Source organism: Nocardioides sp. CCNWLW239 (genome assembly GCF_037137035.1).
Taxonomy (GTDB): Bacteria; Actinomycetota; Actinomycetes; order Propionibacteriales; family Nocardioidaceae; genus Nocardioides.
Window position 1 is genome coordinate 619,411 of sequence record NZ_JBBBNW010000002.1, and the last position, 17,390, is coordinate 636,800.

Annotated in this window: 16 protein-coding genes; all 16 read right to left on the reverse strand. The window is 68.8% G+C overall.

What is annotated here, in order from left to right:
• Window positions 1-113: 113 nt before the first annotated feature.
• Window positions 114-1,028 carry an EamA family transporter RarD gene (gene rarD / locus WBG06_RS08920; RefSeq protein ID WP_336736234.1) on the reverse strand — a complete coding sequence of 305 codons (915 nt, stop codon included), beginning with the start codon at window positions 1,026-1,028 and terminating at the stop codon, window positions 114-116.
• A gap of 126 nt (window positions 1,029-1,154) precedes the next feature.
• On the reverse strand, window positions 1,155-1,883 hold the full coding sequence (locus tag WBG06_RS08925; RefSeq protein WP_336736235.1) for a hypothetical protein: 729 nt from the start codon (window positions 1,881-1,883) through the stop codon (window positions 1,155-1,157).
• Window positions 1,884-1,997: 114 nt separating this feature from the next.
• The gene (locus WBG06_RS08930; RefSeq protein WP_336736236.1) at window positions 1,998-3,017 is read right to left on the reverse strand and encodes a polyprenyl synthetase family protein; all 1,020 of its coding nucleotides are present in this window, start codon (window positions 3,015-3,017) and stop codon (window positions 1,998-2,000) included.
• Entirely contained in the window at window positions 3,014-4,558 is a 1,545-nt protein-coding gene (gene nuoN, locus WBG06_RS08935; protein ID WP_336736237.1) for an NADH-quinone oxidoreductase subunit NuoN, read from the reverse strand. The genes WBG06_RS08930 and nuoN overlap by 4 nt, the downstream gene beginning before the upstream one ends.
• A gap of 4 nt (window positions 4,559-4,562) precedes the next feature.
• Window positions 4,563-5,987 carry a complex I subunit 4 family protein gene (locus WBG06_RS08940; protein ID WP_336736238.1) on the reverse strand — a complete coding sequence of 475 codons (1,425 nt, stop codon included), beginning with the start codon at window positions 5,985-5,987 and terminating at the stop codon, window positions 4,563-4,565.
• A gap of 1 nt (window position 5,988) precedes the next feature.
• Window positions 5,989-7,854, reverse strand: coding sequence for an NADH-quinone oxidoreductase subunit L (nuoL, locus tag WBG06_RS08945; protein ID WP_336736239.1), 1,866 nt, complete (start codon window positions 7,852-7,854; stop codon window positions 5,989-5,991).
• Window positions 7,848-8,153, reverse strand: coding sequence for an NADH-quinone oxidoreductase subunit NuoK (nuoK, locus tag WBG06_RS08950; protein WP_008356449.1), 306 nt, complete (start codon window positions 8,151-8,153; stop codon window positions 7,848-7,850). Before nuoK ends, nuoL begins: the two co-directional genes overlap by 7 nt.
• Window positions 8,150-8,884, reverse strand: a complete 735-nt coding sequence (locus WBG06_RS08955; protein WP_336736240.1) for an NADH-quinone oxidoreductase subunit J — start codon at window positions 8,882-8,884, stop codon at window positions 8,150-8,152. Before WBG06_RS08955 ends, nuoK begins: the two co-directional genes overlap by 4 nt.
• Window positions 8,881-9,420 carry an NADH-quinone oxidoreductase subunit NuoI gene (nuoI, locus tag WBG06_RS08960; RefSeq protein ID WP_336736241.1) on the reverse strand — a complete coding sequence of 180 codons (540 nt, stop codon included), beginning with the start codon at window positions 9,418-9,420 and terminating at the stop codon, window positions 8,881-8,883. The genes WBG06_RS08955 and nuoI overlap by 4 nt, the downstream gene beginning before the upstream one ends.
• Window positions 9,417-10,724, reverse strand: a complete 1,308-nt coding sequence (gene nuoH, locus WBG06_RS08965) for an NADH-quinone oxidoreductase subunit NuoH (RefSeq protein WP_336736242.1) — start codon at window positions 10,722-10,724, stop codon at window positions 9,417-9,419. The genes nuoI and nuoH overlap by 4 nt, the downstream gene beginning before the upstream one ends.
• Complete coding sequence (locus WBG06_RS08970; protein ID WP_442945420.1) at window positions 10,721-12,946, reverse strand: NADH-quinone oxidoreductase subunit G; 2,226 nt, start codon at window positions 12,944-12,946, stop codon at window positions 10,721-10,723. Before WBG06_RS08970 ends, nuoH begins: the two co-directional genes overlap by 4 nt.
• Window positions 12,928-14,238 carry an NADH-quinone oxidoreductase subunit NuoF gene (nuoF, locus tag WBG06_RS08975; RefSeq protein ID WP_336736244.1) on the reverse strand — a complete coding sequence of 437 codons (1,311 nt, stop codon included), beginning with the start codon at window positions 14,236-14,238 and terminating at the stop codon, window positions 12,928-12,930. Before nuoF ends, WBG06_RS08970 begins: the two co-directional genes overlap by 19 nt.
• Window positions 14,235-14,876 (reverse strand): NADH-quinone oxidoreductase subunit NuoE, encoded by a 642-nt coding sequence (gene nuoE / locus WBG06_RS08980; RefSeq protein ID WP_336736245.1) that lies wholly within the window; start codon window positions 14,874-14,876, stop codon window positions 14,235-14,237. Before nuoE ends, nuoF begins: the two co-directional genes overlap by 4 nt.
• A complete protein-coding gene (locus WBG06_RS08985; RefSeq protein WP_336736246.1) occupies window positions 14,873-16,189 on the reverse strand; it encodes an NADH-quinone oxidoreductase subunit D in 1,317 nt (438 codons plus the stop codon). Before WBG06_RS08985 ends, nuoE begins: the two co-directional genes overlap by 4 nt.
• The gene (locus WBG06_RS08990) at window positions 16,186-16,839 is read right to left on the reverse strand and encodes an NADH-quinone oxidoreductase subunit C (RefSeq protein WP_336736247.1); all 654 of its coding nucleotides are present in this window, start codon (window positions 16,837-16,839) and stop codon (window positions 16,186-16,188) included. The genes WBG06_RS08985 and WBG06_RS08990 overlap by 4 nt, the downstream gene beginning before the upstream one ends.
• On the reverse strand, window positions 16,836-17,390 hold the full coding sequence (locus WBG06_RS08995; RefSeq protein WP_336736248.1) for a NuoB/complex I 20 kDa subunit family protein: 555 nt from the start codon (window positions 17,388-17,390) through the stop codon (window positions 16,836-16,838). The genes WBG06_RS08990 and WBG06_RS08995 overlap by 4 nt, the downstream gene beginning before the upstream one ends.

A 17,390-nucleotide genomic window follows, 5' to 3' on the forward strand; every position in this document is an offset into this window, starting at 1 on the left:
CCCCGCGGCCGCCCCCCCCCCCCCCCCCGCCCCCCGCGCCCCCCCCCCCCCCCCCCCCCCCCCCCCCCCCCCCCGGGGGTGACGTCTCGACCGGCGGGGCTGACGTCTCGGCGCTAGACGGTCGAGCTCGTCGGGGTCACCAGCGTCCGCAGGACCTGGCGGCGGTGGTGAACGGCCTCGGCGCTGAAGATGATCAGGGCGAGCCAGACGATCGCGAACCCGACCCACCGGCCGGGAGGCATCGCCTCGTGGGCGATGAAGACGCCGACGGCGAACTGCAGGATGGGCGCGAGGTACTGCAGCAGCCCGATCGTCACCATCGGCACTCGGATCGCGGCGGCGCCGAAGCAGGCCAGCGGCACCACCGTGATGACGCCGAGGCTGATCAGCAGAAGTACGTGGACGACACCGTGCCCGACGAGCGTGCCGTTACTGGTCGCCTGGAGCGCGACGAGGAGAGCCAGCGCGAACGGGACGGTCACCGCGGTCTCGACGGCCAGCGACTCGAAGGGCCCGACCCCGGCGCTCTTCTTCAGCAGCCCGTACGTGCCGAACGAGAACGCCAGCACGAGCGCCACCCACGGCAGCCGTCCGTAGTCGATGGTGAGCACGACGACGGCCAGGAACGCGATCCCCAGCGCCACCCACTGCAGCTTCCGCATCCGCTCACGAAGAATGATCACGCCCATCAACATCGTGACCAGCGGGTTCGTGAAGTAGCCCAGGCTCGTCTCCACGATCCGCCCGTTGTTGACGCCCCAGATGTACGTCACCCAGTTGATCGAGATCACCGCAGCAGCAGCCGCGAGCAGCCCGAGCTTGCGCCGGTCGCGCAGGATCGCCGCGACCTGTGCGCGGCGTCCCACGATCAGCACCAGCGCGCCGGCCACGACGAGCGACCACACGATCCGGTGCCCCAGGATCTCCCAGGCTCCGGCCGGCTCCAGGAGCGGGAAGTAGAGCGGGAAGACACCCCACATGATGTACGCCGCGGCGCCGAACATCACTCCACGCCGCTGCTCACTCACGAGCCCACGCTACCCGCCTCGCGTACGGCTTCTTTACCCTGGTCCGACGGGCGGGCCTGCAGAGACAGCCGACCGCCCGCGACGCTCGGGCGCCGCAGGCGGTCGGGACGGTCGTACAGAACCTGGTCAGAGCGTGCGGCCGATGGCCAGCCTGGTGGTCCTGCCGGTCTTGACGTGCTTGACGATCACGACGGCCTTGGTGAACTTGTTGGTGCGCTTGAAACCGGTGAACCGGGCGCTGAGCACGCCGATGTCGGAGTCGTAGCCGGGGTTCACGTACTTCGTCTTCTGCTGGTAGCCGGCGGGCGACCAGAGCCGGACGATGACCTTGTGCTTGCCGTAGCGGTTGGCCATGCCCTCGACCCGGACGACGCCGGAGTCGCGGCGGACGCGGAGGGTGGTGTACATGCTCATACCCTCGACGAACGTCGACGTCTGACGCACCCCGGCCATGCACATGACCGCCGCGTCACGGGAGAGGTAGAAGCCGTTGACCGGGCGCGGCCAGCTGAGCTTGGACGAGGTGGAGTCGCGGACGACGCCGTTGACGGCCTTGAGCATCGGCGGCGCCTCTTCCTCCCCCTCGGCCACCGGGAAGGCGGGCTCGGCCAAGCCGACCTGGGTGTAGCCCATCCAGTTGGGGCGCTTCACGCCCTCCAAGCGGGTGGTCCCGGTGGTGCCGCCGGTGGCGCGTCGATAGGAGCCGACAGTGATGGTGCCGGCGCCGCCCTCACAGGCGGTGGTGGCGCGGACCGACGGGGTGGATGCGGCAGCGGCCGGCGAGGACGTGCCGATGGTGAGGCCGGCTGCCGCGAGTGCCAGGACGGCAGCGGCCAGCGAGATCTTGCGAAGCATGTGGGGACTTTCTCCCGAAGTGCGGTGCCCGAGACTGCGGACAGCGAATTCAAGCACCGGTACGCCGCCGGCGTCCCGGCTTCGGAGAATTTCCCCCGTGGATGAGGGCTGATCCTAGGCGGAGCGGACGGCGACGGCGTCGGCGAAGGCCTCGAGGGCGGCGCGTACGGGGCCTTCGGGGAGCGGGGCGAGGGCGGCCTTGGCCTCCTCGGCGCGAGCCTGGACGTACGCGCGCGCCTCGGCGAGTGCCGGGTGGGCGCGGAGCAGAGCGACGCACTCGGCCAAGGCCGCGTCGTCGGTGAGGTCGCTGTCGAGCAGCTCCAGGAGCCGGGCGTCGCCGGCGTCGGCGGAGCGCCGTGCCAGCAGCACCGGGAGCGTGGGAACGCCCTCACGGAGGTCGGTCCCAGGCGTCTTGCCCGACTTGTCGGAGTCGGAGGCGATGTCGAGGATGTCGTCGGAAAGCTGGAAGGCGACGCCGACGATGTCGCCGTAGGCGACCAAGGCCTCCTGGATCTCCTTGTCGGCGCCGGCGAAGAGCGCGCCGTAGAGCGCCGAGGTGGCGATCAGGACGCCGGTCTTCCCGGCCAGCACCTCGAGGTGGTGGTCGACGGGGTCGACGCCCTCGGGCGGCGCGACACCCTCCAGGATCTGACCCTCGACGAGCTTGGCGAAGGTGGCTGCCTGGATGCGTACGGCCTCCGGGCCCAGCTCGGCGGTCAGCTCCGAGGAACGCGCGAACAGGAAGTCACCGGTGAGGATGGCGACGTGGTTGTCGAACCGGGCGTTGGCGGAGTCCTCGCCGCGGCGCACGAGCGCTTCGTCCATGACGTCGTCGTGGTAGAGCGAGGCGAGATGGGTGAGCTCGACGACGCAGGCGGCGGTGATGACCTCGTAGGCGAGCTTGTCCGGGCCACACTCGGCGGCCAGCAGCACCAGCAACGGCCGGAACCGCTTGCCGCCGGCCTGCATCAGGTGGGTGGCCGCCTCGGTGACGAACGGCGAACGGCTACGCGTATAGCTGGCCAGCCGTTCTTCCACATCCACCAGCCGAGCACGCAGCCGCTGCTCGAGCTCGGGATCGGTGATCGGGAGGGCGAGTTCAGGGGCTCGGTCGGTGGGTGCGCTGGTGCTCACCCGATGAATCCTCCCGCATCCACCAACAGGCTGAGCACAGGGCCCGGAATAACACCCAACAAGACGGTGGCGACAGCGCTCAGTGCGATCACGACGGTGGTGGCGTAGGACGGCGTCGAAACCGTTGCCGCGTCCTCCTGAGGATCGGTGAAGAACATCAGCATGATGACGCGTACGTAGAAGAAGACCGCGATGATGCTCGACCCGATCGCGACCGCGACGACAGGCCATTGACCGGCTCCCAGCGCGGCGGCGAAGACGCCCCACTTGCCGATGAACCCGGCGGTCAGCGGCAGCCCGGCCATCGAGAGCAGGAAGACGGCGAAGGTCGCCGCGACCCACGGGTTGGTGCGCCCCAGGCCCGCCCAGCGGTCCAGCGAGCCGACCTCGCCGTTGGGCCCGCGTACCAGCGAGACGATCGCGAACGACCCGAGCGTCGCGAAGCCGTAGGCGGTCAGGTAGAAGAGCACCGCCTGGGTGGAGCCGAAGGCGTCGTTCTGCACCCCGAGGAGGCCGGTGAGCAGGAAGCCGGTGTGGGCGACGGCGGAGTAGCCGAGCATCCGTTTCACGTCCGTCTGGACCACCGCGAAGGAGGCACCCAGCAGCATCGTCAGCACCGCGACGATGCCGATCGCCGGGCGCCAGATGTCACCCTCGGCGCCGAAGGCAACGTAGAAGAGGCGCAGCATCGCGGCGAACGCGGCGATCTTGGTCGCAGCCGACATCCACGCGGTCACCGGCGTCGGAGCGCCCTGGTAGACGTCGGGCGTCCAGGAGTGGAACGGCACCGCACCGGTCTTGAAGAGCAGGCCGACGGCCATCAGGCCGATGCCGAGCAGCAGCAGCGGGCTGGAGCCGTCCTCGGCCGCCATCTCACCGATCTCGGCCAGCGACATCGACCCGGCGAAGCCGTAGACCAGCGCGAGACCGTAGAGGAAGATGCCGGACGAGAAGGCGCCGAGCAGGAAGTATTTCAGCGCGGCTTCCTGGGAGAGCAGCCGGCGACGCCGGGCCAGCCCGGTCAGCAGGTAGAGCGGGAGCGAGAGCACCTCGAGCGCGACGAAGAGCATCAGCAGGTCGCCGGAGATGCAGAAGAGCATCATCCCGCCGACCGCGAACATCATCAGCGGATAGACCTCGGTGTGCTCCAGGCCCCGCTGCGATGCCGTGCGCTCGGCCGGTGTGCCGGGCAGCGCCGCCGCCTGACCGGCGAAGGCGCTCACGCCGTTGTCGAGACGGCGTTCGGCGAAGAGAGCCACGCCGCCGAGCGAGACCAGCAGGACCAGCCCCTGGGAGAAGACCCCAGGGCCGTCGACGACGAGCGCACCCTCACCGGTCGAGACACCCAGGCCGGAGCCCGCCCCGACCGCGACCGTGCCGGCGAGGGCGGCGGCCAGACCGAGGAGTGCCAGGGAGACCTGGGTGTTGAACCGCGCGGCGCGGGGCGCGAAGGCCTCCACCACGACACCGGCGCAGGCGACGCCCAGCACCAGCAGGACGGGCCAGAGGGTGGCGTACGAAATTCCGGGAGACTCGAACATCGCCTCACTCACCTGCCTGGATCACGTTGACGATCGGATCGACCACCGGTGACGCCGCCGAGATCAGCGGGCCGGGGACGAAGCCGAAGAAGACGAGGGCGACCAGGAGCGGCGTCAGCACCCCGATCTCCCGCCGGTCGAGGTCGCGGACCGGCTTCTTGGAGAGCTGAGCGGGTCCGGTGAAGATCCGCTGGTAGGCCCACAGCACGTAGATCGCGGCGAGCACGATCGCGGTGACGGCGATGACACCGACCACCCAGTGGTAGTCGAAGGCGCTGATCAGGACCATGATCTCGGAGACGAACTGGGAGAGCCCGGGGAGACCGGCGGTGGCCAGACCGGCGATGAGGAACGTGCCGGCGAGCACCGGGGTCGCCTTCTCGAGCCCGCGCATCGACGAGATCGAGGCGGTGCGCTTGCGGGTGATCAGGAACCCGGCGATCAGGAACATCGCCGCGGTCGCGACACCGTGGTTGACCATGTAGAGGATCGACCCGACCAGGCCTTCGCGGGTGGCCGCGAAGATGCCGAGCGTGATCAGCCCGAAGTGGCTCAGCGAGGTGAGGCCGATCAGTCGGAGCAGATCGTCCTGCCCGATCGCCAGGACGGCGCCGTAGACGATCGAGATCAGCGCCAGCACCACGACGACAGGCGTCGCCCACGCGGACGCCTCCGGCACCAGACCCAGGCAGAGCCGGATCATGCCGAAGGTGCCGATCTTGTCGAGGATGCAGACCAGGAGCACCGAGGTCGGCGGGGTGGCCTGCTCGGTCGTGTCCGCCAGCCAGGTGTGCACCGGGAACAGCGGCGCCTTGACCGCGAACGCGATGAACATCGCCACGAAGATCCAGCGTTGCGCGGTGGTGCCGATGTCGAGCTGGGCGAGGTCGCTGATCAGGTAGGACGGTGCGCCGGCCTCCGAGGAGACCACGAAGAAGCCGATCAACGCACCGAGCAGCACCAGGCCGCCGCCGAGCTGGAACATCAGGAACTTCAGCGCGGCCTTCGCCCGCTGGGGGCCACCGTGCTGACCGATCATGAAGTAGGCCGGGATCAGCGTCGCCTCGAAGGCGATGTAGAAGACGAACAGGTCGGCGGCGAGGAAGGTGAGCAGCGCGAAGGCCTCCAGGGCCAGCGCCCAGGCGTACCACCGCTTGTCGTGGTCCTTGACCGCCGCCACCATCACCAGCGGCACCAGAACCACGGTCAGCAGCACCATCAGCTTGCCGAAGCCGTCCATCTCCAGCGCCCAGTGGACCCCGAGCGGCTCCATCCAGACGACGTCGGTATCGGGGGCGGTGAACATCGTCACGAGGCCCGCGATCAGGGTCGCGAACGCGAAGCCGAAGGCCCACAGCTTGGGCCGGGCCGGCATCACCGCCGTGACCAGCGCGCCCACGAACGGAATGAGGACGAGAGTTGTCAACAAGTCAGCTCACCACGATCAGGGCCAGGGCGACGAGAACCGTGCCGCCGAGGACGGAGAGGGCATAGGAACGTACGTAGCCGGTCTGCGCCTTGCGGAGCTCACCGGCGATCGCCGCGAGGGCGACCGGGCCACCGCTCATCAGGCCGTCGACGACATACTTGTCGGTCGCGAGCGCGCCGCGGGTGATCGCCATCCCGGGTGGCACCACCACGTCCTCGACGTGCGGGACGTGCAGGTAGGGCGTCGGGTCGGTCGTGGTCGGGCGACGCCCGAAGACGAACCCGGCTGCCGCGACGCCGATGGCGACGACGAGCACCGCGAGGACCGAGGTGGCCCAGACCGGGAGCGGTCCGTGGTGGCCGCCGTGGCCGATGGCGACCACCGGTTCGAGCCAGTGCTCGATCCAGCCGCCCAGGGCGAAGACGCCACCGAGGACCGACAGCGCGGCCAGGACCACGAGCGGACCGGTCATGATGCGTGGCGACTCGTGCGGGTGTACGCCCTCAGGCCACCGCTTGCGTCCGAAGAAGGCGAGCATCATCAGGCGGGTCATGTAGAACGCGGTCACGCCGGCGGCCAGCAGGGCGATGATGCCGACCAGCCAGCTCTCGGCGAAGGCGACCTCGAGGATCTTGTCCTTGGACCAGAAGCCGGAGAAGCCGGGGAACCCGATGATCGCCAGGTAGCCCATCGAGAAGGTCAGGAACGTGACCGGGAGCGCCCGGCTGAGGGCGCCGTAGTGCTTGAGGTTCACGTCGTCGTTCATCCCGTGCATCAGGCTTCCGGCACCGAGGAACATGTTGGCCTTGAAGAAGCCGTGGGTGAGCAGGTGGAAGATCGCGAACGCGTAACCCGGTCCGCCCAGCCCGGCAGCCAGCATCATGTAGCCGATCTGGCTCATCGTCGAACCGGCCAGGACCTTCTTGATGTCGTCCTTCACGCAGCTCACCGCGGCGCCCCAGATGATCGTCACCAGGGCGACGATCACGACAGCGGTCGAGGCGGCTTCGGCGGCGTCGAAGACCGCGCTGCTGCGTACGATCAGGTAGACGCCGGCGGTCACCATCGTCGCCGCGTGGATCAGCGCGGAGACCGGGGTCGGACCCTCCATCGCGTCCAGGAGCCAGCCCTGCAGCGGCACCTGTGCGGACTTGCCGCAGGCGCCGACGAGCAGCAGGATGCCGAGCCAGTTGAGCGTCGTGGTCGTGGTGTCGCCGATGTCGATCGCGGAGAACGACGTCGAGCCGAAGGTGACGAAGCACAGGGCGATCGCCAGCGAGAGGCCCATGTCGCCGACCCGGTTCATCACGAACGCCTTCTTGGCGGCAGCGGCCGCGGACGGCTTGTGCTGCCAGAAGCCGATCAGCAGGTAGGACGCCAGGCCGACGCCCTCCCAGCCGAGGAAGAGCCCGACGTAGTTCTCCGCCAGCACCAGCATCAGCATCGCGGCGAGGAACAGGTTGAGGTAGCCGAAGAACCGGGTGCGGCGCTCGTCGTGGGCCATGTAGCCGACGGAGTAGATGTGGATCAGGGTGCCGACGCCGGTGATGAGCAGCAGGAACAGGCTGGAGAGCTGGTCGTAGAGCAGGTCGAAGCCGACGCTCAGGTCGCCCGTGTCGAACCAGGTGTAGAGGTGCTGGACGACCTGCCTGCTCTCCTCGTCGCGGCCGAGGAGAGCCACGAAGAGGACGAGCGACACCACGAAGGCCGCGCCCGCGAGCGCAACCGCGAGCCAGTGCCCGATCCGGTCGAAGAGGGCCGGCGCCAGCGGGCGCCCGATCAGGATCAGGGCTGCGCCGGCCAGGGGCAGCGCGATCACCAGCCAGATCAGCGAGAAGACGCCGCTGGCCTCGACAGGGTTCACCACTTGAGCATCCTTGGCTCGTCGACCGAAGCCGTGTTTCTGGTGCGGAAGATGGTCATGATGATCGCCAGCCCGACGACCACCTCAGCGGCCGCGACGACCATCACGAAGAAGGCGGTCACCTGCCCGTCGAGGTTGCCGTGCATCCGGCTGAACGCCACCAGCGCCAGGTTGGCGGCGTTGAGCATGAGCTCGACGCACATGAAGACGACGATCGCATTGCGCCTGGTCAGCACACCGATCGTGCCGATCGTGAAGAGGATGGCGGACAGGATGACGTACGCCGTGGTGTTGTCTGTCATTCGTTCTTCCCCTCTCCGTTCGATCCGTTCGATCCGTTCGCCCCGTTCGATCTGCCCCCGGCCAGGATCGCCGGGACCGACCTCCTGCTCTGCGACCCGTCCGGCAGCAGCGCCGGGGTGTCGTTGCTGTTGTGTCTCGCGAAGGTGCCCGGTGGGGGCAGCGGGCCGAGGTGCTTCCCGCTCTTCGCGTAGTCGGCGACCCGCTTCTGGGCGAGGTCGGTCTGCGTTTGCTTCGGGTCGATCCGCTCCCGGTGGGCCAGCACCATCGCGCCGATCGCGGCGGTGATCAGCAGCGCGCTGGTCGCCTCGAAGGCGATCACGTAGCGGGAGAAGAGCAGGTCGGCGAGGCGCTGTACGTTGCCGCCCGCGTTGGCCTCGGACAGCCCGCGCATCGTGGCGATGCTCGCCTGGCCGACGCCCGCGACGAGGATCACGCCCAGCCCGACGCCGAGCAGACCGGCCAGGACCTTCTGTCCCGCGATCGTCTCCTTGAGCCGGTCGGAGGTGTCGACGCCGACCAGCATGATCACGAACAGGAACAGCATCAGGATCGCGCCGGTGTAGACCACGATCTGTACCGCGAACAGGAACGGCGCCTCCAGCATCGCGTAGATCATCGCGAGCCCGACCATGACCACCGCCAGCGAGAGCGCGGCGTGCACGGGCTTGCGCGAGAACAGGAGGCCCAGCGCCGCGATCACCATGATCGAGGCGAGGATCACGAAGCTCATCGGGTGGGCTCCTTGGGCTCCGGCGCGTAGTAGGAGGTGTCGTCGTTGCCCAGGAACATCGGGTGCGGAGGAGCCTCCATCCCGTCCTCGAGCGGCGCGAGCAGGTCCTGCTTCTCGTAGATGAGGCTCTCGCGCGAGGTGTCCGCGAGCTCGTACTCGTTCGTCATCGTCAGCGCCCGGGTCGGGCAGGCCTCGATGCACAGCCCGCACAGGATGCAACGCAGGTAGTTGATCTGGTAGACGCGGCCGTAGCGCTCACCGGGCGAGTAGCGCTCCTCCTCGGTGTTCTCCGCGCCCTCGACGTAGATGGCGTCGGCGGGGCAGGCCCACGCGCACAGCTCGCACCCGACGCACTTCTCCAGACCGTCAGGGTGCCGGTTGAGCTGGTGGCGACCGTGGAAGCGCTCCTCGGTCGGCTCTTTCTGCTGCGGGTACTGCTCGGTGACCGGCTTCTTGAACTGCGTCCCGAAGGTCACCGCGAACCCGCTGACCGGGTCCCAGAAACGCTCCTTGAACGTGCGGTCGTCGTTGCTCACTTTGCCTCCTCAGGCAGTGCGTCCTCAGGAGAGGGAAGGATTCGTACGCCGTGGGGCCCGCTGGTGCCGTTGAGGCCGAAGACGAGCGGCTGGGCGGCACCGCGGACGGCTCCACCGGCGGGCATCGCGGGCGTGGGGAAACCGCCGGCCGGGGTGCTGGCCTGGGCCTCCTTCTCCGGGAGCCGGTTGAGGAAGCCGAGCACGACCACCACGGTGACGGCCAGGCCGAAGCCGAAGAGGAACCAGTTGGGGCTGAAGCCGCCCTGGATCGCGGTCATCTTGATCACCGCGACGACGACGATCCAGGCGAGGCTCGCCGGGAGCAGGACCTTCCAGCCGAGCGACATGAACTGGTCGTAGCGCAGTCGGGGCAGCGTGCCGCGCAGCCAGATGAAGACCCAGATGAAGAAGAACATCTTCAGGAAGAACCACAGCACCGGCCAGTAGCCCTCGTTGGCGCCGGCCCAGAGGGTGCCGAGACCGAGCGGGGCCCGCCAGCCACCGAGGAACAGCGTGGTGGCGAGCGCGCTGACGGTGGCCATGTTGATGTATTCGGCCAGGAAGAAGAGGGCGAACTTCAGGCTGGAGTATTCGGTGTGGAAACCACCGACCAGCTCTCCCTCGGCCTCGGGAAGGTCGAACGGCGCGCGGTTGGTCTCGCCGACCATCGAGATGCAGTAGATCAGGAAGGACGGCAGCAGCAGGGCGCCGAACCACCAGTCGGTCTGAGCCTCGACGATCTGGCTCGTGGACAGGCTCCCGGCCATCAGGAAGACGGTGACGAGCGCGAGACCCATGCTCACCTCGTAGGAGATCATCTGGGCGCTGCTTCGGAGCCCTCCGAGGAGCGAGTAGGTGGATCCGGAGGCCCAGCCACCGAGCACGATCCCGTAGATGCCGATGCTGGCGATCGCCATCACGAACAGCACCGCGACCGGCATGTCGGTCAGCTGCAGCGGCGTCATCACGCCGAAGAGACTGACCTCAGGTCCGAACGGGATCACCGAGAACGTCACGAACGCCGGCACCGTCGCCAGGATCGGCGCGGTGATGAAGACGATCTTGTCCGCCTTCTCCGGGGTCAGGTCCTCCTTCAGCGCCAGCTTCACGCCATCGGCGAGCGACTGCAGCAGACCGAACGGCCCGTGCCGGTTCGGGCCGATGCGGTGCTGCATCCGGGCCACGACCTTGCGCTCCCACCAGATGTTGAACAGCGTCAGCACGACGCAGACCACGAAGACCAGCAGGACCTTGATCGCGATGATCCACCAGGGGTCCTGGCCGAACTGCTCCAGCCCGTTCACTGTCCTGCCCCCTCGATGGTCACCGTCGAGCCCGGCGAGGCGAGGTCCGCCCACACGCCGCGCCCGAAGCTGTTCGTCGGCACCCACACGGTGCCGTCGGCCATCTCGGCCGGCAGCGCCGGAAGCGTCCAGCTCCCCCGGTCACCGGTGATCGTCACGACGTCACCGAGCTCGGCGTGGAGCCCTGCCGGGATGCGTACGAACGCCGGCCGTGCGGTCGCGGCCAGAGCCTTGTCCCCCCTCTGCAACGTCCCGTTGTCGAGCATCAACCTCCACGTCGAAACCCGATACGCCGAAGAGTCGGAGATCGGCGCCGAGTAGTCGATCTCTGACGTCGAGGGGTCGATTTCTGTGCCGAGAACTGACTCCTCGCGGTCAGAAACTGACGTCTCGCGGTCGATACTCGACTCTTCGGCGAGGATCTTGAGGAGGTCGGCGTCGGAGTAGGTGCCGGGCTTGTCGAAGACCTTCTCGAACGGGCGGCGGCGGCCTTCCCAGGTGACGAAGGTGCCGGCCTTCTCGGAGGCGGTGGCGACAGGGAGTACGACGTCGGCACGCTCGGTCACGGCGGTGACCCGCTGCTCGAGGCTGACCACGAAACCGGCCTGGTCGAGGGCGGCCAGGAAGGCAGCCGGGTCGGCGGTGTCGTCGGGGTCCACACCGGCGACGAGGAGGGCGTCGAGGCCGCTGCGCACGATGCCGTCGGCGTCGAGGCCACCCTCGCCCGGAAGCAGGTCGGCCTCGACCGCACCCCGGTCGCCGGCGCGACGCGGCACCCAGGCGAGCCTGGCGCCGGTGCGGTCGGCGAGGTCGGCGGCAGCGGAGTAGGCGCCGGGGCTGGTCGCCAGCCGTTCGCCGACGAGGATCACCGAAGCTTCGGTGACCCCGCTGAACTGCGACAACACGTCCTTCTCGGCGCCGGGAGCGGTCAGGACGATCTCTGCGCCGAGCTTGCGGGAGCCCTCCGACGCGTACGGGCTCAGGGTGGTGATCCGCAGACCGGATCGGTTGGCCTTGCGCAGCCGCAGGAAGAGCGTGCCGGCCTCGTCCTCGGGCTCGAGGCCGACGAGGACGACGTGGTCGGCGGCGTCGAGGTCGGCGTAGGTGACGCTCGTCCCCGCCACCCGCGAGCGCAGGAAGTCGGTCTCTTCCGCCGACAGCGGACGCGAGCGGAAGTCGATGTGCGGCGTGCGGAGAGTGTCTCGGGCGAAGGTGGCGTAGGCCTTCGCGTCCTCCAGCGTCAGCCGGCCACCGGGCAGCACGCCCACGGAGCCGGCCTGGGCCAGCCCGGCCGCGGCCACGGCGACGGCCTCCAGCCAGGAGGCCGGACGGAGCTCGCCGTCCTCACGGACCATCGGCGTGGTGAGCCGGTCGCGGACCGCGTAGCGGAATCCGAAGCGGTCCTTGTCGGAGATCCACTCCTCGTTGACCTCGGGGTCGTTGCCGGCGAGCCGGCGCATGACCTTGCCGCGGCGGTGATCGATGCGGATCGCGGCACCGCAGGCGTCGTGCTCGGCGACGCTCGGGGTCGAGACCAGGTCGAAGGGGCGGGCGCGGAACCGGTAGTCGTCCGAGGTCAGCGCGCCGACCGGGCAGATCTGGATGACGTTGCCGGAGAAGTAGGACGAGAACGGCTTGTCCTCGGCGATGCCGATCTGCTGCTGCGCGCCACGCTGGATCAGCGCGATGCCCGGGTCGCCCGGGATCTCGGCGGCGAACCGGGTGCAGCGCTGGCAGACGATGCAGCGCTCACGGTCGAGCAGCACGTTGGGCGAGAGGTTGATGGGCTTCGGGAACGTGCGCTTCGTCCCCTCGAACCGGGTCTCCCCCTGGCCGTGGGACATCGCCTGGTTCTGCAGCGGGCACTCGCCGCCCTTGTCGCACACCGGGCAGTCCAACGGGTGGTTGACCAGGAGGAACTCCATGATCCCCTGCTGCGCCTTCACCGCGGTGGAGTTCTGCGTCTCCACCACCATGCCCTCGGCGACCGGGATCGTGCAGGAGGCCTGCGGCTTCGGGAAGCCGCGACCGTTGCCGGCGTCGGGGATGTCGACCAGGCACTGCCGGCACGCGCCGACCGGGGCCAACAAGGGGTGGTCACAGAACCGCGGGATCTCGATCCCGGCTTCCTCGGCGGCTCGGATCACGAGGGTCCCTTCGGGGACCGTGACGTCAGCGCCGTCGATCTTGAGAGTTACGTCGCTCATTTCGACTCCGCCCATGCAGTCGACGCGGCCGGGTCGAACGGGCAGCCGCCCTGCTCGAGGTGGGCCAGATATTCGTCTCGGAAGTACTTGATCGAGGAGGTGATCGGGCTGGTCGCACCGTCACCCAGCGCACAGAACGAGCGGCCGAGGATGTTGTCGCACTGGTCGAGCAGCAGGTCGAGATCCTCCGGCTTGCCGTCGCCCTTCTCCAGCCGCTCCAGCACCTGCACCAGCCACCAGGTGCCCTCGCGGCACGGGGTGCACTTCCCGCACGACTCGTGCTTGTAGAACTCCGTCCACCGCAGCACCGCTCGCACCACGCACACCGAGTCGTCGAAGATCTGCAGCGCGCGGGTGCCGAGCATCGAGCCGGCCGCGGCGACCCCTTCGAAGTCCAGCGGCACGTCGAGGTGCTCCTGGGTGAACAGCGGCGTCGAGGAGCCACCCGGGGTCCAGAACTTGAGCTCGTGGCCCTCGCGGACCCCGCCGGCGAGCTCGATCAGCTTGCGCAGCGTGATGCCGAGCGGGGCCTCGTACTGGCCGGGCTTCTTGACGTGGCCCGAGAGCGAGAAGATGCCGACACCGGCCGACTTCTCCGTCCCCATCCCCGAGAACCAGGAGGCGCCGTTCTTCACGATCGCCGGCACCGAGGCGATCGACTCGGCGTTGTTGATCACGGTCGGGCTCGCGTAGAGACCGGCGACGGCCGGGAACGGCGGCCGGAGCCGGGGTTGGCCACGACGCCCCTCGAGCGAGTCGAGCAGCGCGGTCTCCTCACCACAGATGTACGCCCCCGCGCCCGCGTGCACGACCAGCTCGAGGTCGTAGCCGGAGCCGTGGATGTTCGTGCCGAGGTGACCCGCGGCATAGGCCTCACGGACCGCGGCCTGCAGCCGCCGGATCACGTGCAGCACCTCGCCGCGTACGTAGATGAAGGCCCGCTCCGCACGGATGGCGTAGGAGGAGATGATCACGCCCTCGACCAGGGTGTGGGGCGAGGCCATCATCAGCGGGATGTCCTTGCAGGTGCCCGGCTCGGACTCGTCGGCGTTGACCACGAGGTAGCGCGGCTTGGGGTTCTCCGGGTCTGCCGGCGGCAGGAAGCCCCACTTCACACCGGTCGGGAAGCCGGCGCCTCCGCGACCGCGGAGGCCGGAGTCCTTGACGGTCGTCTGGACGTCCTCCGGGGCCATCCGGAGCGCGACGTCGAGCGCCTCGTATCCCCCGGTGGCGGTGTAGGCGGGCAGCGTCCAGGCCCGCTCGTCGCCCCAGTTGGCGGTCAGGACCGGGGTCAGGGTGTCGGTCATGCCTCAGGGGCCTTCCACTCGTTCTCGGCGGCCAGCTTCAGGCCCGCCTGGGAGGCCTCTCCCGACGCCGGCCCCTCGTCGACGAGCCCGTCCTCGAAGCCGGCGAGGACCCGCTCGGCCTCGCGCCAGCTGGTGATCCGCGCCCCGCGCGAGGCCACGACCTCGCGGCCTTCCTGCAGGTCCTCCACCAGCTGGAGCGCCGACTCCGGCGTCTGGTTGTCGAAGAACTCCCAGTTGACCATCACCACCGGCGCGTAGTCGCAGGCCGCGTTGCACTCGATGTGCTCGAGCGTGATGCTGCCGTCTGCCGTCGTCTCGTCGTTGCCCACCTCGAGCTTCTCGCGCAGGCAGGCGAAGATCTCGTCGCCGCCCATCACCGCGCAGAGCGTGTTGGTGCAGACGCCGACATGGTGCTTCCCGACGGGATGACGCTTGTACATCGTGTAGAAGGTCGCGACCCCGCTCACCTCGGCCGGGGTCAGCCCCAGGACGTCGGCACACGCCTGGATGCCCTCAGGAGTGACCCGGCCCTCCACCGACTGCACCAGGTGGAGCATCGGCAGCAGCCCGGAACGGGCCTGGGGATAGCGAGCCGCGATCTCCCGCAGCTCGTCGAATGTCTCCGGAGCCAAGCTCATCGGTCGACGCCTCCCATCACCGGGTCGATGGATGCGATCGCCACGATCACGTCGGCGACCATGCCGCCCTCGGACATCACGCTCGTGGCCTGCAGGTTGGTGAACGACGGGTCCCGGAAGTGGACCCGGTAGGGCTTGGTGCCGCCGTCGCTGACCACGTGCGCGCCGAGCTCGCCGCGCGGTGACTCGATCGCGGCGTACGCCTGGCCGGCCGGCACCCGGAAGCCCTCGGTCACCAGCTTGAAGTGGTGGATCAGCGCCTCCATCGACTCGCCCATGATGTGGCGGATGTGGTCGAGGGAGTTGCCCTGGCCGTCGGGGCCGACGGAGAGCTGCGAGGGCCAGGCGATCTTCTTGTCGGCGACCATCACGGGCGCACCGTCGAGGTCCTTGAGCCGCTTGAGCGCCTGCTCCATGATCCGCAAGGACTCCCACATCTCGGCCAGCCGGACCCGGAACCGCCCGTAGGAGTCACAGGTGTCCCAGGTGATGACCTCGAAGTCGTAGTCCTCGTAACCGGAGTAGGGCTGGGTCTTGCGCAGGTCCCACGGGTAGCCGGTCGACCGCAGGATCGGGCCGGTCAGGCCGAGCGCGAGGCAGCCCTCCAGGTCGAGGTAGCCGACCTGCTCGAGGCGGCCCTTGAAGATCGGGTTGGCGTTGCAGAGCGCTGCGTATTCGGTCAGCCGGGTCTTCATCAGCTCGATGAACTCGCCGACCCGCGCCACTGTGCCCTCGGGCACGTCCTGGGCGACGCCGCCGGGACGGATGTAGGCGTGGTTCATCCGCAGCCCGGTGATGAACTCGAACAGGTCCAGGCACAGCTCACGCTCGCGGAACCCGATCGTCATCACCGTCAGCGCACCGAGCTCCATGCCGCCGGTCGCGATCGCGACCAGGTGGGAGGAGATCCGGTTCAGCTCCATCAGCATGACCCGGATGACGTCGGCCTTCTCCGGCACCTCGGCCTGGATCCCGAGCAGCTTCTCCACGCCGAGGACGTACGCCGTCTCGTTGAAGATCGGCGAGAGGTAGTCCATCCGGGTGACGAAGGTCGTGCCCTGGGTCCAGGAGCGGAACTCCATGTTCTTCTCGATGCCCGTGTGGAGGTAGCCGATCCCGGCGCGCGCCTCGGTCACGGTCTCGCCCTCGAGCTCGAGGATCAGCCGGAGCACCCCGTGTGTCGAGGGGTGCTGCGGGCCCATGTTGACGACGATTCGCTCGTCCTTGACGTCCTTGAGGGCGTCGGTGAGCTCGTCCCAGTCCTGGCCGGTGACGGTGAACGTACGGCCTTCGTCGGCCTCTGTCGCGGTCATGAGTAGCTCCTGCGAGTGTCCGGCGGCGGGATCGTCGCGCCGTGGTATTCCACCGGGATCCCGCCGAGCGGGTAGTCCTTGCGTTGCGGGTGTCCCGGCCAGTCGTCGGGCATCAGGATCCGGGTCAGCCCCGGGTGGCCGTCGAAGACGATCCCGAACATGTCGTAGGTCTCGCGCTCGTGCCAGTCCAGCGTCGGGTAGATCGCCACCCCGCTCGGCACGTGCGGGTCCTCCTCGGGGGCGGAGGTCTCGACCCGCACCCGGCGGTTGTACGTCATCGAGAGCAGGTGGTAGACCGCGTGCAGCTCGCTGTGCTTGTTTTCTTGGCCATGGTCAGCCGGGTAGTGCACCCCGGAGACCCCGGAGCAGAGCTCGAAGCGCAGCTCGTCGCGGAGCACCTGCAGGGCCTCGAGCAGCCGCTCGCGGCGTACGTGGAAGGTCAGCTCGCCACGGTGGATGACCGCCTCCGCCTCGGTGAAGGCGAGCGCGTCGGCGACCTCCTTGAACCAGCCACCGTAGGGCTGAACACCGACATCACTGGTGCGGCTCGGCATGGCGTGCTGGCGGGTGAGACCGCCGTAGCCGCTGGTGTCGCCGGTGTCGCTCACGCCGAACATGCCACTGTTCTGGCCGCTGTTCTGATCGTTCACCGCAGCAGTCCCGTCTGGTCGATCAGCGGCAGCTGGCGCAGCGCGGCGGTCTCGTTGGCGACCTCCTCGCGCTCGGCGTTGACGCCCAGCGGGGTGCCCTGGATCTTGTCGTGCAGCTTGAGGATCGCGTCGATCAGCATCTCCGGGCGCGGTGGGCAGCCGGGGAGATACATGTCGACGGGCACGATGTGGTCGACGCCCTGGACGATCGCATAGTTGTTGAACATCCCGCCGCTGCTGGCGCAGACGCCCATCGCGAGCACCCACTTCGGCTCGGGCATCTGGTCATAGATCTGCCGCAGGACCGGCGCCATCTTCTGGCTCACCCGCCCCGCCACGATCATCAGGTCGGCCTGCCGCGGGCTGGCGCGGAAGACCTCCATGCCATACCGGGCGAGGTCGTACTTCGGCCCGCCGCTCGTCATCATCTCGATGGCGCAGCAGGCCAGCCCGAACGTCGCCGGCCACAGGCTCGCCTTGCGGAAGTAGCCCGCCAGGCCCTCGACGGTCGTGAGCAGAACCCCGCTCGGAAGCTTCTCTTCGAGACCCAT

Excerpts from the sequence above, each read along its gene's own strand:
- WBG06_RS08925 (WP_336736235.1), bottom strand. The coding sequence starts at position 1,883 with ATGCTTCGCAAGATCTCGCTGGCCGCTGCCGTCCTGGCACTCGCGGCA.
- nuoN (WP_336736237.1), bottom strand. The coding sequence starts at position 4,558 with ATGTTCGAGTCTCCCGGAATTTCGTACGCCACCCTCTGGCCCGTCCTG.
- nuoK (WP_008356449.1), bottom strand. The coding sequence starts at position 8,153 with ATGACAGACAACACCACGGCGTACGTCATCCTGTCCGCCATCCTCTTC.
- WBG06_RS08955 (WP_336736240.1), bottom strand. The coding sequence starts at position 8,884 with ATGAGCTTCGTGATCCTCGCCTCGATCATGGTGATCGCGGCGCTGGGC.
- WBG06_RS08970 (WP_442945420.1), bottom strand. The coding sequence starts at position 12,946 with ATGGGCGGAGTCGAAATGAGCGACGTAACTCTCAAGATCGACGGCGCT.
- nuoF (WP_336736244.1), bottom strand. The coding sequence starts at position 14,238 with ATGACCGACACCCTGACCCCGGTCCTGACCGCCAACTGGGGCGACGAG.
- nuoE (WP_336736245.1), bottom strand. The coding sequence starts at position 14,876 with ATGAGCTTGGCTCCGGAGACATTCGACGAGCTGCGGGAGATCGCGGCT.
- WBG06_RS08985 (WP_336736246.1), bottom strand. The coding sequence starts at position 16,189 with ATGACCGCGACAGAGGCCGACGAAGGCCGTACGTTCACCGTCACCGGC.
- WBG06_RS08995 (WP_336736248.1), bottom strand. The coding sequence starts at position 17,390 with ATGGGTCTCGAAGAGAAGCTTCCGAGCGGGGTTCTGCTCACGACCGTC.